General features: G+C 65.9%; 14 protein-coding genes. 1 reads left to right on the plus strand and 13 read right to left on the minus strand.

Going from position 1 to position 15,072, the window contains the following annotated elements:
* The 7 genes from VFW04_08325 to VFW04_08355 form a co-directional block, all read right to left on the minus strand.
* Positions 1-1,215 (minus strand): LegC family aminotransferase, encoded by a 1,215-nt coding sequence (locus VFW04_08325; GenBank protein HEX5179319.1) that lies wholly within the window; start codon positions 1,213-1,215, stop codon positions 1-3.
* Positions 1,215-2,180, minus strand: a complete 966-nt coding sequence (locus VFW04_08330; GenBank protein HEX5179320.1) for an NAD(P)-dependent oxidoreductase — start codon at positions 2,178-2,180, stop codon at positions 1,215-1,217. Before VFW04_08330 ends, VFW04_08325 begins: the two co-directional genes overlap by 1 nt.
* Complete coding sequence (locus tag VFW04_08335) at positions 2,180-3,253, minus strand: nucleotidyltransferase family protein (GenBank protein HEX5179321.1); 1,074 nt, start codon at positions 3,251-3,253, stop codon at positions 2,180-2,182. The genes VFW04_08330 and VFW04_08335 overlap by 1 nt, the downstream gene beginning before the upstream one ends.
* A gap of 296 nt (positions 3,254-3,549) precedes the next feature.
* Complete coding sequence (locus VFW04_08340) at positions 3,550-4,509, minus strand: methionyl-tRNA formyltransferase (GenBank protein ID HEX5179322.1); 960 nt, start codon at positions 4,507-4,509, stop codon at positions 3,550-3,552.
* Positions 4,506-5,558, minus strand: coding sequence for an N-acetylneuraminate synthase family protein (locus VFW04_08345; GenBank protein HEX5179323.1), 1,053 nt, complete (start codon positions 5,556-5,558; stop codon positions 4,506-4,508). Before VFW04_08345 ends, VFW04_08340 begins: the two co-directional genes overlap by 4 nt.
* A complete protein-coding gene (locus VFW04_08350; GenBank protein ID HEX5179324.1) occupies positions 5,546-6,442 on the minus strand; it encodes a hypothetical protein in 897 nt (298 codons plus the stop codon). Before VFW04_08350 ends, VFW04_08345 begins: the two co-directional genes overlap by 13 nt.
* Positions 6,439-7,218 carry an SDR family oxidoreductase gene (locus VFW04_08355; protein ID HEX5179325.1) on the minus strand — a complete coding sequence of 260 codons (780 nt, stop codon included), beginning with the start codon at positions 7,216-7,218 and terminating at the stop codon, positions 6,439-6,441. Before VFW04_08355 ends, VFW04_08350 begins: the two co-directional genes overlap by 4 nt.
* Before the next feature lie 232 nt (positions 7,219-7,450).
* On the opposite strand from VFW04_08355, the gene VFW04_08360 reads away from it, so the two are divergent.
* Entirely contained in the window at positions 7,451-8,485 is a 1,035-nt protein-coding gene (locus tag VFW04_08360) for a putative sugar O-methyltransferase (GenBank protein ID HEX5179326.1), read from the plus strand.
* A gap of 15 nt (positions 8,486-8,500) precedes the next feature.
* On the opposite strand, the gene VFW04_08365 is transcribed toward VFW04_08360, so the two are convergent.
* The 6 genes from VFW04_08365 to VFW04_08390 form a co-directional block, all read right to left on the minus strand.
* The gene (locus VFW04_08365) at positions 8,501-9,658 is read right to left on the minus strand and encodes a nucleotidyltransferase family protein (protein HEX5179327.1); all 1,158 of its coding nucleotides are present in this window, start codon (positions 9,656-9,658) and stop codon (positions 8,501-8,503) included.
* 48 nt (positions 9,659-9,706) lie between these two features.
* A complete protein-coding gene (locus tag VFW04_08370; protein ID HEX5179328.1) occupies positions 9,707-10,333 on the minus strand; it encodes a polysaccharide biosynthesis/export family protein in 627 nt (208 codons plus the stop codon).
* Positions 10,334-10,403: 70 nt separating this feature from the next.
* Positions 10,404-12,863 carry a polysaccharide biosynthesis tyrosine autokinase gene (locus VFW04_08375; GenBank protein ID HEX5179329.1) on the minus strand — a complete coding sequence of 820 codons (2,460 nt, stop codon included), beginning with the start codon at positions 12,861-12,863 and terminating at the stop codon, positions 10,404-10,406.
* Between the two features lie 49 nt (positions 12,864-12,912).
* The gene (locus VFW04_08380; protein ID HEX5179330.1) at positions 12,913-14,082 is read right to left on the minus strand and encodes an aminotransferase class I/II-fold pyridoxal phosphate-dependent enzyme; all 1,170 of its coding nucleotides are present in this window, start codon (positions 14,080-14,082) and stop codon (positions 12,913-12,915) included.
* Positions 14,079-14,738: a NeuD/PglB/VioB family sugar acetyltransferase gene (locus VFW04_08385; GenBank protein ID HEX5179331.1), complete on the minus strand. Its 660-nt coding sequence runs from the start codon at positions 14,736-14,738 to the stop codon at positions 14,079-14,081. Before VFW04_08385 ends, VFW04_08380 begins: the two co-directional genes overlap by 4 nt.
* Positions 14,731-15,072, minus strand: a 342-nt coding sequence (locus VFW04_08390; GenBank protein HEX5179332.1) for a sugar transferase, incomplete at its 5' end; no start/stop codon positions are given. The genes VFW04_08390 and VFW04_08385, both read right to left, overlap by 8 nt.

The following is a 15,072-nucleotide window of genomic DNA, read 5'->3' on the forward strand; positions in this document are numbered from 1 at the left end:
TCAGCCCTCCTCGCGAGCGGCGATGACCGCGTCGATGACGCGGGTCTGCTGCTCTGACTGAAGCCCAACCGAGCACGGCAGGCTCAACGCCTGTCCGTGCAGCCGCTCGCTGACCGGACATCCGAGCGCCGGCGTCATGCCCCGGTACGGCTTCGACTGATGGATGGGCTGCCACAGCGGTCGCGTCTGGATCTTTCGTTCGCCGAGGCGGCGCATGAGCGCACGGGCGTCCATCCCGAATTCCACGGCATCGACGAGCACCGTGTACAACCACCACGCGCTCTGCGCCCATGGTGCCTGGCGCATCACCGTAAGGCCCGGGACATCCGACAGGGCGGCCGCGTAGCGGTCGGCGATGCGCCGCTTGGCCGCGAGGTAGTCGTCGAGCTGCTCCATCTGCGCCACGCCCATCGCCGCCTGGATGTTCGTGAGGCGATAGTTGTAGCCCACGGCGCCGTGCTCGAACTCGATCGGATCGTCCTTGGCTTGCGTGGTCAGGTACTTCGCGCGGCGTGCCCAATGTTCGCGATCGGTTACGAGCATCCCGCCGCCGCCGGTGGTGATGAGCTTGTTGCCGTTGAAACTGAAGCAAGCAACGTCGCCCATGTGACCAACCGGGGTGCCGCGATAGCGGGCGCCCAGACTTTCGGTTGCATCTTCGATGACGATCAGGTCATACCGGCGCGCGAGATCGAGCAGCGGCGCCATGTCGACCGGGTGCCCCATCACGTGCACGGGCAGAAGCGCGCGCACGCGGCGATCGGTGGCCCGGTCGTAGAGCGCGTTGCCGCGACGCTCACATTTCGTTTCGAGGAACCGCGCGACGACCGCCGAGTCCATCTGCCAATAGTCAGGCTCGGCGTCGATGAACACGGGCCACGCGCCCACATAGCGGATGGCGTTGACCGGCGCGATGAACGTCAGCGTCGACACGAGCACTTCGTCATCCGCTTCGACGCCGGCGACCATCAGGGCGGTGTGCAACGCGGACGTGCCGCTGGATGTCGCGACCGCGTACTGGGCGCCGGTCGCGTTCGCGAGTGCGCGCTCGAAGCGATCGACATATTCGCCGACCGACGACACCCAGTTCGTGTCGAGGCACTCCTTGATGTACGCCCACTCGTTGCCGCGAATTTCCGGCACGCAGAGCGGAATCGGAGACGCCACGGCCGGCGCCGGCTCCGCGAACGGAGCCTCGTGCGCGAGGGTGCTCATCAGTTGCGGTAGCTGGGGTGCGACGCGTCTCCGACGACACCGTCCCGCACCAGGCGGGCGACTTCGCGGATCCCGTCGTCGAGCGTGCGCGAGACCTCGAAGCCCAGCGTCTTGTTGATGCGCGCGAACGAGACGCGATAGTCGCGCGGGTCTTCGGTCCGCTTGACGAACTCGACCACTGCGTTAGGCGCGATCGGCCGGATGTGGTCGACGATCTGTTGCTTCTGATAGTTCTCTTTCGTGGCGCCGACGTTGAAGACCTGGCCGCGCACCTGCGGCTCCGGCGCTTGCAGTACCGCCACGATGGCGCGCGCCGCATCGCGGACGTGGACATACGGCCGCCAGAACTGCTCGCCGAAGACGACCAGCTTGTCGCGCAGCACCATCTCCATCGTGAATTCGTTCACCGTGAGGTCGAAGCGCATGCGGGGCGACACGCCGAAGACGGTGGCGAACCGCAGCGGCGTCATCGCCGTCGCGCCGATGCCGTCTTCCAGCATCGCTCGTTCGACGCCGACCTTGGTTTCGGCATAGAGCGACACGGGCCGCAAGTCCGACGACTCGTCGACGTATCCATCGGATTCGGCCATCTTGCCGTAGTTGCTGCACGTAGAGGCGAAGAGGAACCGGGCGACGCCGGCGCGGCGCGCGGCGTCGAGCAGCGAGAGCGACGCGGAGAGATTGACATCGCGCGCGACATCGGGCTGTCTGGCGCACGCCGGGTCGCCGACGATGGCGGCCAGGTGCACGACGGCCTCGATCCCGGACACGGCTTGCCTAACGGATGGCTCGTCACGGACATCGCCGCGCACAAACTCGAAGCGCGGGTGGGTCCACACGGGCAGCAGCGCCTGTCCGCCGTGCAGCAGACTGTCCAGCACGCGCACCGAGTGTCCGGCTGCGAGCAGCTCGGGCACCAACGTCGATCCAACGTATCCTGCACCACCGGTCACCAGAACCTTCATTACGCCCTCACCTGGAGTACGTCGTGCTGCGCTCGCTCGTAGTCGGCCGGCTTCCCGATGTCCAACCAGTATTCCACCACCGGGAACGCGACCACCTTGCGGCCCTCGGCGAGCAATTTTTGAATGAGATCCGTCATGTCGAAGCGCTCCCCCTCGGGGATGTACGCGACGGCAGCGGGGTCGAGCAGATACATCCCGGCATTGACGAGGAACTGCTGCACCGGCTTTTCGCGCAGCGCGGAAACGGACACGCCGGAGCAGTCGATCACACCGTACGGCACCTCGAGATCGAATTTGCGCACGCCGACGGTGGCGATCGCGCCGTTCTCACGGTGGTAGGCCAGCATGTCCTGGTAATTCACGCCGGTGAGGATGTCGCCGTTGACGACGAGGAGCGGGCCGGTCGGCGGCTCCATGAGGCGCAGCGCGCCGGCGGTGCCTAACGGACGATCCTCGGTGACGTACCGCATCTCGACGCCGAACTCGCGGCCGTCGCCGAAGTGGTCCGTGATCTTGTCGCTCAAATAGTGCGTCGCCACGTTCACGCGACGGATGCCCGCGTGGCGCAGGCGCTCGATCGTGCGCTCCATGAGCGGGCGATCGCCGATGGGAAGGAGCGGCTTGGGCGTGTCGGTCGTGAGCGGCATCAGGCGCTTGCCGAAGCCGCCGGCCATGATGACGGCGGTGAACGTGTCGTCGGCGCCGACGAGATCGCGCCGCAGGACCAGGCCGACCACGATGCCGTCGTCCGTTAGGACGGGCAGGTGCTCGACCGTGTCGTCGCGGGAGCGGCCCATGAGATCGAGCAGCTCCGACGCCGTCATCCCGCGGCTCGCGACGCGGGGGTGGCGAGAGGCAATGCTCTCACAGGATACGGTGAGCGGTGCGCCGGACAGGATGTGGCGGCGCACATCGCCGTCCGTGATCACGCCGATGAGACGGCGGTCCGCGTTGGCCAGCATCAACACGCCCATGCCGTTCGCATCGAGAATCCTGAGCGCCTCCGACAGCGGAGTGCTCGGCGGGACGATCGCCTCCCTGAGCCGTTGCTGCATGCGATCGTCGGAAATCATGCGCACGTTTTCCGGTGGAGAGATAATGGACGAGGTCGCCAATGCCTGGAGCATTATTAGGAATCTCTCATCTTCTGAGCAAGAGGCATCCCCAACCGGGATCGGATCGGTCTGGGTCATGTGGTGTCGGTGGCGGAGGGATTAGCAGTAAATGCGCCCGGTGGAGCGCGCCACCTGAAGGGCTCGGTCACGTCGTACAAGCCTTTTGGCTACATGGTGATAGGCTCATGCGATAACCGGGCAAAGCGCTGCGTTTGAGCGGCCCGAACCTGGTGGAATCGCCTTCGGGCAACACTCTACCGTGGCGGCCGTGCAACGGGCGGGGCGTCCTCGCACACGCAACGATGTTGCGAGAGGCGCGTTCCGATTCGCCAGGTTGGCTGCTCTCGTCCGGTTTGGCCTTCGATCGACTGGACGAGGATGGTCGAGTCGCCGGTTTTCACGAGGGCGCCGCCCGGCTGGCGGCCGACGACCTGACCTGGTGTGGCGACGTAGTTAGGCCAGGATGGGTCATAAAACGCTCGCCACACAATCACGGGTGTGCGATCGAGCATCGTTCGCGCGCCGGGGCCGGGCTCGGAGATCGCGCGGATGAAATTATGGATCGTGCGGCTCGACGCGTTCCAATCAATCCATTCATCGCCTTCTCGGCGGCCGCCAAAGTAGGTGCCCGGGTGATCGGCTTGACGTCGGCGCTGTGCTGTGCCGTTGGCGATCTCGCGCACCGTGTCGACGACCAGGGACGGCAGTCGCTCGACGACGCGGCGCAGCACATCGCCGTAGCCATCGGTCCATCCGATCGGCAGCGTGACTTGCATGATGATGTCGCCCGTATCGATGCCGTCGTCCACGTAGTGTCCCGTTAGGCCAATCTCCGTCTCGCCGTTGATGATCGCCCAGTTGATGATGTTGCGGCCGCGATAGAACGGGAGCTTGCCGGCGTGGAAGTTGATCACGCCGAGCGCGTGCGCCTCGCGGATGGGGGCGCGCAGGATCTGGTTGCAGGCCACCGAGATGCCGAGGTCGGGCTGGAGCGCTGCGATTTGACGAACCACATCCGGCGCATTGATCCTGGCCGGTTGCAGCACCGGCACGCGCAGCCGCGCCGCGGCGTCGCCTAACGACGCATCACTCGGCGATTGGCGGAGAACGGCGACGACGATGCGGTGCCCCGCATCGGTCAGGCGGGCGAGCGTGTCGGCGGCCCACTGGCCGTCGCCGTACATGGCGATGCGCAGGCCGCCGGACGCGGTCATGCGAGGTCCGACCAATCGAGCTCATCTTCGGCGCGCACGTCGCGCGTGATGGCGCGTCCGACGACGTAGCGCAGCTCGTCGGGTTGGATGCCGGTGCCGGGGCGCTTGAAGTCGACGTCGGCGGCGGCGAGGCGGTCGCCCTTGCACATGTCGCGGCGCGCGACCATGCGCCGGCGGAAGACCTTGCGTTTTGCGATCTCGTCGGCGCTCACGCGGCGGGCGGCGCTGCCTAACGCAGCAAACGCGTCGCGCGCGCCGTCGACGATCGCACGCAGCTCGGCCGGGTCCGCCGAGATGGCGTGGTCCCAGCCCGGGAGGTTCTTGTCGGTGGTGAAGTGCTTCTCGATCATGCACGCGCCTAACGCAACCGCCGCGATCGGGACGGCGGAGCCGAGCGTGTGGTCGCTATAGCCCACCGGGACGTCGAAGGCCGCGCGCCACGTGTCCATCGTGCGCAGGTTCACCTGCGCCGGAGGCGACGGATAGATCGACAGGCAATGGAGAATCGCAACCGGCCCGGAGCCGGCCGCGCGCAGCGTGCCGATCGCACGCTCCACTTCGCCTAACGTCGCCATGCCGGCCGAGAGGATCACCGGCTTGTGCGTGGCGGCGACGTACTCGAGGAGCGGCAGGTGGTTCACGTCCATCGACGCGATCTTGTAGGCCGGGACATCGAGCGATTCCAGCATGTCGACTTCGGCGTTCGAGAAGCAGCTGGAGAAGAACACGACACCGGTCTTGCGGCAGTACGCCGAGATTTCTTCGTGCTGGGCGCGCGACAGCTGGTATTGGTCGACGGATTCTTCCAGCGTCGGCTGGTTGCGCTGCTTGCTCACGTACGCGGTGTTGCGGTCGTATTCGGCGCGCGAGATGAGGGACGACTTGCTCCACGACTGGAACTTGACGGCGTCGGCGCCGCATTCGCGCGCGGCGTCGATCATCGCACGGCAGAGCGTCATGTCGCCGTTGTGGTTGGCGCCGATCTCAGCGACGATATAGGGCGGCTCGCCGGGACCGACTGAGCGGCCGGCGATGTTCAACTTATCCATAGGTCCTCGAGCTCGGGGTTGGCCACGCTCCACCACCAGATGTAGCGCGGGGGAAGGTTGTTGAGCGCGCGCACGTACGAGGCGAGTCGTTCGGGAGACGCAATCGCCTCCGCGAACACGCCACAGCGGTCGCGCGCGGCGGCGACCTGGCTGCGATACGGCTCGGCGAGCTTCCACGAGCTGTCGAGCACGCAATTGTAGTGAGCGAGCACGCGCGACGTGGCGTCTCGCACCTGCTCGATGCTGAACGGCGGCAGCACGGCCGCGGTGTTGGCGCCGTACTGGCGATAGCGCATGCGCGGCGTCCGGTCGAAGGCCAGGCGCGCGCCTAACGACCAGGCGCGCGTCGTGAGCAGCCAATCGAAGAGCCGGCACGATGCCGGAATCGGCAGGCAGCGCCGCAGCATGTCGGTGCGCCAGACGACGTTGGAGAAGCCGAAGACGTTCCAGCGCGGCAGCATGGTGTCGAGGCGCAGGTCAGCCGGCGGCACGAACACGACCCCGAGGTCGCTGCCGGATTCGTCGATGACATCGAGGGCGCAGGCCGTGATGTCGGCGTCATCTAGCGAAGCGCGGGAGGCGGCGACGCGGGACGGGAGCATCACGTCGTCGATGTCGGCGGCGACGATCCCATCGTACGCGTCGACCATGGCGGCGAGCGCGTCCTGCCGCACGGCGGACGGCGTTGCGTTAGGCGGCGCCATGCGCCAAGTGACGTGCGCGGGCTCGCCGATGACGGCGAACACCTCGCGCTCGGTGACGTCATCGAGGCTGATCCAGACGTCGAAGTCCTGGTCCGTTTGGGCGCGCACCGACGCGTACCAATTGCCGAAGAACCGCAGTGCAGCGCGATAGACTGTCGCGTGGATGGCGAGACGGCTCACCACGCGGTCCAGCCGCCTTCGATGAGCACGTTGCTGCCGGTGGCGTACGAGGATGCATCGGACGCGAGAAAGAGCACGGCGCCGAGGACTTCGTCGGCGGTCATGAGGCGGCGCATCGGCGACTTTCTGGCGAAGCGCTCGACGAACGCGGGCTCGTGATTGTTGGCAACGCCATGCGGCGTGACACAGTTGACGCGCACGCCGCGCTCGGCCCAGTAGGCGCCGAGGTAGCGCGTGAGCATGATGACGCCGCCTTTGCTCGCGGTATAGGCGACCGGATTGCCAAGGCTGTTGTTCTCGTACAGATCCGGATTGGATGAAACGACGCCGTAGGTCGACGCAACGTTGATGATGCTGCCCTTCCCTTGCTCGAGCATCACGGCGCCGAAATCGCGGCACGTGAGGAACGTGCCGGTGAGGTTGACGGAGATGATCGAGTCCCAGAGCTCTTGCGGAAACGATTCGGCTTTGGCGTCGGTGAAGCCTTTGGGCTTGAACTGGTGGTTGTTGATGAGCACGTCCACGCGACCGAAGCGGGCGAGCACTGCATCGCGCAGCGCCGCGACCTGGTCGGCATTCGACACATCGCACTCGAACGCGGCGGCCGGTTCGCCTAACGATTTGGCGAGGCCGGCGGGCGATGCCGCCGAGATGTCCACGAGCGCGAGCCGCGCGCCGCGCTCGTGAAACGCGCGGGCGAGTGAGCGACCGATGAGGCCGCTAGCGCCGGTGAGGACCACGACACGATCGCTAACGTCGAAAACCGGGTCGGACATGTACACCTCTCGAGTGGGACGACAATATCGCTACTTGGCGAGCCGAACAGGTAGCCGTGTCAATGCTGAGTTTGCCTCGGTGGCCATGGGCAGCCATACATTAGCGCGTCTCGTACAGCTTCGTGCGGTTCGCATTCCACCTGGGAGACGTGCGATGTCCGCAACGCTACAAGTTGCCGATCGCCCCGACTTGTTGAAATTGATGTTGGATGATCTCGGGTCGGCACCTGCGATGTTCAAACCGACGAACTATTGGTCGGTGTACGAGCGGCGATTCGTGCCCGAGCTCACGCAACGCGGGCTGGTCGATTTTCGTCGGAGGCGCCGGACGGTACTGACGAGCTTCGGCGCGTCCGACTATCGTCCGCGCGGCGCGTATTTCGATCTCAATCAGAGCCGGCTCTTCGGCAACCGCGTTACACAGCGCCTGCCCGGATGGAAAAGCTTGCTCGCATCGCTGAACAACCTGTTCAACCGCGATGGATGGTCGCCGGTGGCACTCGACGTATACGAATGCGGGATGCGCGAGCTGCAGGAAACAGCCTTCCGCCTAACCCAGTTATACGGGCGCCAGACCGGTGCTCGGCCCATCGATTCCATCGAGCTTTCGACGGCGGGCAACCCGGAGGATGCCTTCGAGATTGCGGGGCGACCGTATACGATGCGCGCGTTGTATTACTATCTCCGCTACGCGTACTGCTGCCAGTTCGTGGATTTCGAGAAGGTAGATCTGCTCGTCGAGTTGGGATCCGGCGTTGGACGCCAGGTCGAAATCATTCGCAAACTCCATCCGCACGTTCGCATCGTCGCGTTCGACATACCGCCGCAGCTCTATGTGTGCGAACAATTCCTGTCGTCGATTTTTCCGGATTCGGTGACGGGATACGAAACGACGCGGAACTGGCGCACGCTGCCGAGTCTTCCGGCTGGCGGCATCGCAATCTGCGGGACTGCGCAGTTTCCCCTGCTGCGCGACCAGCACGTCGATCTCTTCTGGAACGCAGTGAGCTTTCAGGAGATGGAACCGGACGTCGTTGCAAACTACCTCGGGTATGTCGCGCCGGCAGCCAAGGCCGTCTATCTGCAACAGCGTATGAGCGGCAAGGAAGTCTCGCGTGCACCGGGTGAGCCGGGCGTCCTTCGACAGACGACGCTCGACGACTACCGGCGAGGCCTGCCTAACCACACCCTCGTCGACATGTCGCCCTGCATCCGTCCCCTCGGCATGCTGCGCGATCATCACGATTCGTTCTGGCGGGCATCCTGAGCCGCCGGCGCGTATTCATCGGGCAACCCAGCGCCTGCCGTGTTCGACCGCTAATCGAAGCGGTCTGACGACGTGATACAGCGCGCGCAGCTCGCGCGGCAGGCGTACGGCAGTCAGGTCCGACACGTGGGGAGAACCGACCACGTCGATCGAAAAGAGGATGCGATCGAGGAGGTGGTCTCGCGCCCTGAGCTGGAGACGAAGCTGCTCGCCGGTGGACAGCGGCCGTTCGGTTAGGCATCGAGCCGCGGCTTCGTCGATAAGCGATTGAACGACCGGAGATCTGCCGGCCATCCATCCGTATTCCCGGAGTCCTGTGCCTAACAGGACATCGCACAGGCCAAGGCCAACGTCGAGCATGCGAGCGACGCCGGCACCTGCGGCGAGATCGCGAACGGCACCGGGGCTCACGTCCGGCGCCGACCGAATGGCCGCATACACATCGCACACGCGCACGAGCTGCGTCCAATTGTGTTTGGCGCCGTGCACGCACAGATACACGATCAGCGCCGCGGGGTCGAGCGCGGGAAGAACGCGACCCAGGAGCGAGACCGTCGTCATATGAGTCCACGCCCAATCATCACGGCGCAGCGCCCCGAGTCCGCGGCGGCCGAGCGCCCAATGGATCTCGAGGAACACGCCGGTCGCATCGTTGTACAGCGGCAGGTGATACTCGGGTCCAAGCAGCACGTCGTCCAGAGAGTCGGGAACGACGTTCAGCGGCATGTAGCCATCGTTGTGCAGAAGGACCCGCACGCGGCCGAGGTCGCGCCGGTGGACGACGAGATCGAGGTCGCTGAACTGGCGCAGCGACAGGTCTCCGTAGGCTGCCACCGTAAGCGACGGTCCTTTGATGGGCATCAAGACGATGCCGACGGCGGCGAAACGGTCGGCCAACTCCAGCAGCGTCGTTGCGAGAGCTACGTTCCGAAGCGCATTGGCGTCGAAGTCGTGTTTCGTCGCTTCGACTGCCATCGGTGCGACCTGGCGCCCAACTGACTGTGCCGCAGCAAGTGCAACATGAATCAGCGGAGACACTGCGTGGCGTCTTGCCGCGCCAATCAGGTCATCCCAATCGGTGATGGCGGAGGCGGCGCGCGCGACTTCGTCCAGGTCGGCAAGACCGAGCGTCGAACGACACGCTGCGAGCAGCAGGTTGTGTCGGGGATGCACCGTGCGATCCGGTGCGCGCTCTGCAGAAGCGCGCGCGGAGATCGAGACCTATTTCGTGCGGATCAGGTTGATGATGGCAGCGGCTGACCCCGTTAGCCCGACAAGCGGGAAGAAAACATCCCGGAAGAAGGAGCCATGACGCGTGATGATGATCTGATCGCCCGATTCGATCGGCCTGGTTGCCCACTCATTCAGCGGACTGCGGAGATCGATTTTGTATTCCTGACCGCCGCGGAAGAGGAGCACCTTGCCGAGGTTCCCGTCTTGCGTTGGGCCGCCGGCGGTGGCGAGCGCTTCGCCGATCGTCGTTTCGCGCGGCAGATTGTACAAACTCGGCTTGCTGACTTCGCCGGCGACGGTGATGTGCAGCAGCGGAATGACGACGATCTGCGGATCCGACACGTACTTGGTGAGAAACTGCCGCAGCCGATTGTCGACTTCCTGCATGGGAATGCCGGCGATCGGCACCGCTTGATAGAGCGGGTGCAGCAGCGCGCCGTTGATGCCGATGGCGAAGTCGCCGCTCATTTCGGGACTGCGCCAGACGGTGACGCGGACGAGGTCGCCCGGGTGCAGCACGGTATTCGTGTCGATTGGCGGCGGGGTCTGTTGTTGCGCCATCGAGGGCAGCGCGACGGCGGCGCAGCACAGTACGGCCAGAAGGAGAGATCGCATGGTCAGGGCGAGCACGGTGTGAAGTGGGTGACGAACGCCGTATGAAGACGACGCCGGGGCGGCGCCGCCGTCATGCTTCGACAGTGTCGTAGTAGTCGTAATAGTAGTAGCCGCCGTACTGCGGCACCTTGTGGTCCGGGTCGTTGAGCACCGCGCCGACCACGCGCACGCCTAACGACGACATGCGCTGCACGGCATCCTGCGCCACCTGGCGATCGGTGTGTCCGGCGCGCAGCACGAGAATGACGCCGTCGGCCAGCGAGCCCAAGATGAGCGCGTCGGCGGCGGCGTGGACGGGCGGCGTGTCGAGAATGACGGTGTCGTACTCTCTGCCTAACCGCTCGAGCGCCGCGCGCATCTGCGGACCGCCGAGGAGCTCCGATGGGTTCGGCGGCAGCGCGCCGGCCGGCAGCAGCGAGAGGTTGTCGACCATCGTGTGCTGCACCACCTGTTCGAGCGACGCCTGGCCCAGCATCAGTTGCGTGAGGCCCGGTTCGCGCGCGGCGTGGAAGACCTTGTGCAGGCGCGCGCGGCGCAGGTCGCAGTCGACGATCAACACCCGCATGCCTTGCTGCGCGAACGTCACCGCGAGATTCGCCGCGGTCGTGGTCTTGCCATCCTGCGGCGACGGGCTGGTGATGACGATGGTGCGCAGCGACTGCACCGCCTGCGAGAAGATCAGGTTGGTGCGCAGCGTACGGAACGCTTCGGCCGTGCTCGACCGGAAGTCGGAGACGGTGACGAGCGATTCGCCGTTCTGCGTGCCGTTGCCCACGCGCCAGCCGGCGCGCGGGGTCGGTAACCGCAGCGACATGCTGCCCATCTTGAGCCGGCGGACCGAATGCGGACTGACGATTTGCGGAATGATCGCGAGGCCCGGAATCTGGAGCATGCTCTCGATTTCCTCGCGGCGGCGGATGGCGGTATTGAGCCGCTCGACGAGGAACGCGGCGCCAGTGCCTAACAGAAGACCGACGATGATGCCGGTGAGCAGTTTGGTGCGGCGGCTGGTGCCGATGGGTGCGTACGGCGACGTCGCGAGATCCACGATCTCGACCTCGCCCGCCTCGACCGCCTCGGCGATGCGCGCCTTCTGATATTCGTCGCGCAGCTCGTCGGCCATGTTGCGGGCGGATTGGACCTGCTCCACGAGCCGGGCTTCGCCGGCCTGCGTGGCGGGCAGGGTCTTGAGCGCGTCGGTGCTGCGCTGGCGGAGCTCATCCAGGGCGGCGACGCGCGCATCGATCGACGTGATCTGGCTGCCGACGGCGTCGCCTAACTGACCCTGCGCGGTGGCGACGAGCGCGTGGAGCCGTTGGACATCGGGGTTGGTCTGCGCGCTGCCCCACTTGCCCACCGAGGTCGAGTCGAGTGCGGCCTGGTAGCCGACGAGCTGCGTATAGATCGCCTGCACCACCGGGTTGTCGGCGATGCCCGGCGACGCGACGAGCGCGCTCAGCGTCTTCTGGCGCGATGGGCCCGAATCATCCTTGGCGAGCTCGTTGAGCAGCGATTGATACGTCGTGCGATCGGCGACCAGCTGCGCACGCTGCACGTCGAGGTTGAGCAATCCCGTCTGCTCGGCGGAGACGACGGCATCGGACGAACCGTAGACCTGCTTGTTGGTCCGGTAGGCGCTCAGGTGGTCCTGCGCGATCTGCAGGAGCGAGTCGGTCTGGTGCAGCTGCGCTTCGACGAAGATGCGCCGGCGGCGCGACTGCTGCTGCGCGTTGGCGGCGTTCTGCACCTGGAAGACGTCGACGGCCGTGTTGACGATTTGCTGGGCGACGTACGGATCCTGGGCGGTGTACGAGACGTCGACGACGTCGGTGCGATCGCGCTGGTGCGCGCTCAGGCCGGCGAGCACCATGTCGATCGCGGCGGTGCGCGAGATGGTGTAGAGCGCGCCCTTCTGCGAATTGGCGGGCCTGGCGTGCACGGAGAACGCGATGCCGCCGGCGTGCACGGTGCTGTCGTACGGGACGAGCGTCGTCGTGGGGCCCGACACGACGTTCACTCCGTTAGGCATGAACTCCAGGCGGACCGTGTCGCCGCTCGTTTCGGACGCGAGCGAGACGTTGCGCAGCGCGGACGCCGGGAAGCCCCGGCTCTGCACGCGGAGTCCCAATGCTTGCGAGTCCACCACCGCCGCGGCGACGGCGCGGCTGCGCAGCACCTGCATCTGCGAGGTGATCGGGTCGGTCCAGTAGCCGCCCATCATGCCCTGGCCGGCGTTGTCGTCGAGGTTTCCGGCGAGCTCGCGCCGCTCATCCACCAGGCGGATCACTGCGGTGGCCTGATACTCGAGCGCCTGCTTGCTGATGCGGTAGGCAGCGATCGCGGTGGCCGCGGCGGTCACGGCAATGATGAGCCACAGGTGGCGGCGCAGCGTGGCCACCGACTCCTTGATGTCGATGGACTCCGCGCCGCCTTCGACGTCGTCATTTGGACGAGTCGTGGGCGTGCTCGCTGCTGTGCCCGGCGTGAGGGCAGAACCGTGCGGCGTGCCGCTAGGGAGCAAATCGGACATCAGGTCTCGCTGGATCGATCAATCGCCCGGCACGCACGCTGAAGCGCGCTCAGGACACCGCCCGCGACAACACCGGCTGCCGGGCTGCTTCACGAACCACGGTCACGACTCGCTCCAAGTCATCCGCGGTCATGGCCGACCCGGACGGCAGGCACAGCCCTCGGCGAAACAAGTCTTCGGCGACGGAGCCGCCAAGGGCCGTGCATTCGCGATAAATCGGCTGCAAGTGCATTGGCTTCCACACCGGCCGTGCTTCGATATTCGCTGCATCGAGGCGTTGGCGCAACTCATCGCGGTCGATTCCGAACTCGGTCGGGGTGATCACGGCGGTGGTGAGCCAGCGGGTGTGGCTGCCCCACGGGGCTTCGGGCATGAACTCGATGCCCGGCACGTCGCGCAACGCGGAGGTGTAAAACTCGAAGTTTCGGCGGCGTGCCGCCACGCGCTCGCTCAGCACGCGCAATTGTCCGCGCCCGATGCCGGCCAGCACGTTGCTCATGCGATAGTTGTAGCCCACCTGCGAGTGCTCGTAATACGGCGCCGGATCGCGCGCCTGTGTGGCGAGCTTGAACGCGTGCGTGACCAGGCGACGATCTTCACTCACGAGCATTCCGCCGCCCGAGGTCGTGATGATCTTGTTGCCGTTGAACGAGAAGACGCCGGCGCGTCCGAGCGTCCCGACGGGGCGACCCTTGTAGGTGGCGCCGAGCGCTTCGGCGGCATCTTCGATGAGCGGCACCTGGTATTGGCGGCAGGCCTCGAGAATCGGATCCATGTCGGCGCTCTGTCCATACAGGTGCACGACGACGACCGCTTTGGGCAGCTTGCCGGTTTTCGCGCGATCTTGCAGCGCCTGTGCGACGAGGTGCGGATCGATGTTCCAGGACTCGCGCTCGCTGTCCACGAGCACGGGCGTGGCGCCGAGGTAGCGAACCGGATTGACGCTCGCGGCAAATGTGAGCGTGCTAACGAACACGTCATCGCCGTGTCCGACGCCGACGAGTTGCAGCGCGAGGTGCAGTGCGGCGGTGCCGGAGATGGTCGCGAGCGCGTGCGACACGCCGACGGTCGCCGCGAATTCACGCTGAAAGGATTCGACGTGGGGACCGAGCGGCGCGATCCAGTTGGATGCGAACGCTTCGGCGATGTACTTCTGCTCGAGGTCGCCCATGTGCGGGGGCGAGAGGAAAATGCGTCCCTGCTTCTTCCCGGATTTCATGTCGCTCGTTGTCTCAAGACACGGGCGGGTACGCCCGCCACCACCATGCCGGCTTGGACATCGCCGGCGACTACGGCACCTGCGCCTACCACGACATCGGCTTCGATCGTCACTCCAGGCAGCACCACCGATCGCGCGCCCACGAGTGTTGCTCGTCCAACGCTCACCCCGCCAGTTAGCACGGCGCCGGGCGCGACGTGCGCGCCGTCGCCCACGATACAGTCGTGCTCGACAACCGAAGCGGAGTTGATGATCGCCGCGGTGCCGATGGTCGCTGCTGCATTGACGACCGCGCCCGCAAACACCACGGTGCCGGCGCCCAGTTGGGCAGACTCGCTGACCGTCGCCGACGGGTGCACGAGCGCCGGCATGAGCGCGCGAGCGGCGCGCTCTGCGCTTCGCAGCCGCGTGTCGTTGTCGCCCAGCGCGAGCGCAATGGCGGTCGCGCGGCACGGCAGCGAGGAGCCCTGGTCGAGCAATTGGACGAGATCAGCCTCGGAGATGACGACCGTGGCTCCGCCGGGTTCCACGGTTGCGCCCCACTTGGCCTGATCCGCATCGGCGTAACCAGCCACGGCGTGACCGGTTGCACGGATGAGGTCGGCGACCACTTTTCCGTGGCCGCCAGCGCCCCAGATCAGGACCAACTCACGCATCGTCGCGTCCGTGTCCTCCGCGGAACGGCTGCATGGTGACGTGCCCGTGATGGCTGATGCCTTCGCTGCGCACGACGCTCACGATGGTCAATAGCAGAATGCGCAGGTCGAGTGCGAGACTCACGCGGTCGACGTACTCCACATCGAGTGCAAACTTCTCGCGCCACGTGAGCGCGTTGCGTCCGTTGACTTGCGCCCAACCCGTGACGCCAGGGCGAACATCGTGACGGCGTCGCTGCTCGGGAGAGTATAACGGCAAATACTCCATGAGTAAGGGCCGCGGCCCAACGAGACTCATTTCTCCGCGCAGCACATTGATGAGCTCGGGCAGCTC

The organism is Gemmatimonadaceae bacterium, from assembly GCA_036273715.1.
In the GTDB taxonomy this organism is placed as follows: Bacteria; Gemmatimonadota; Gemmatimonadetes; order Gemmatimonadales; family Gemmatimonadaceae; genus JADGGM01.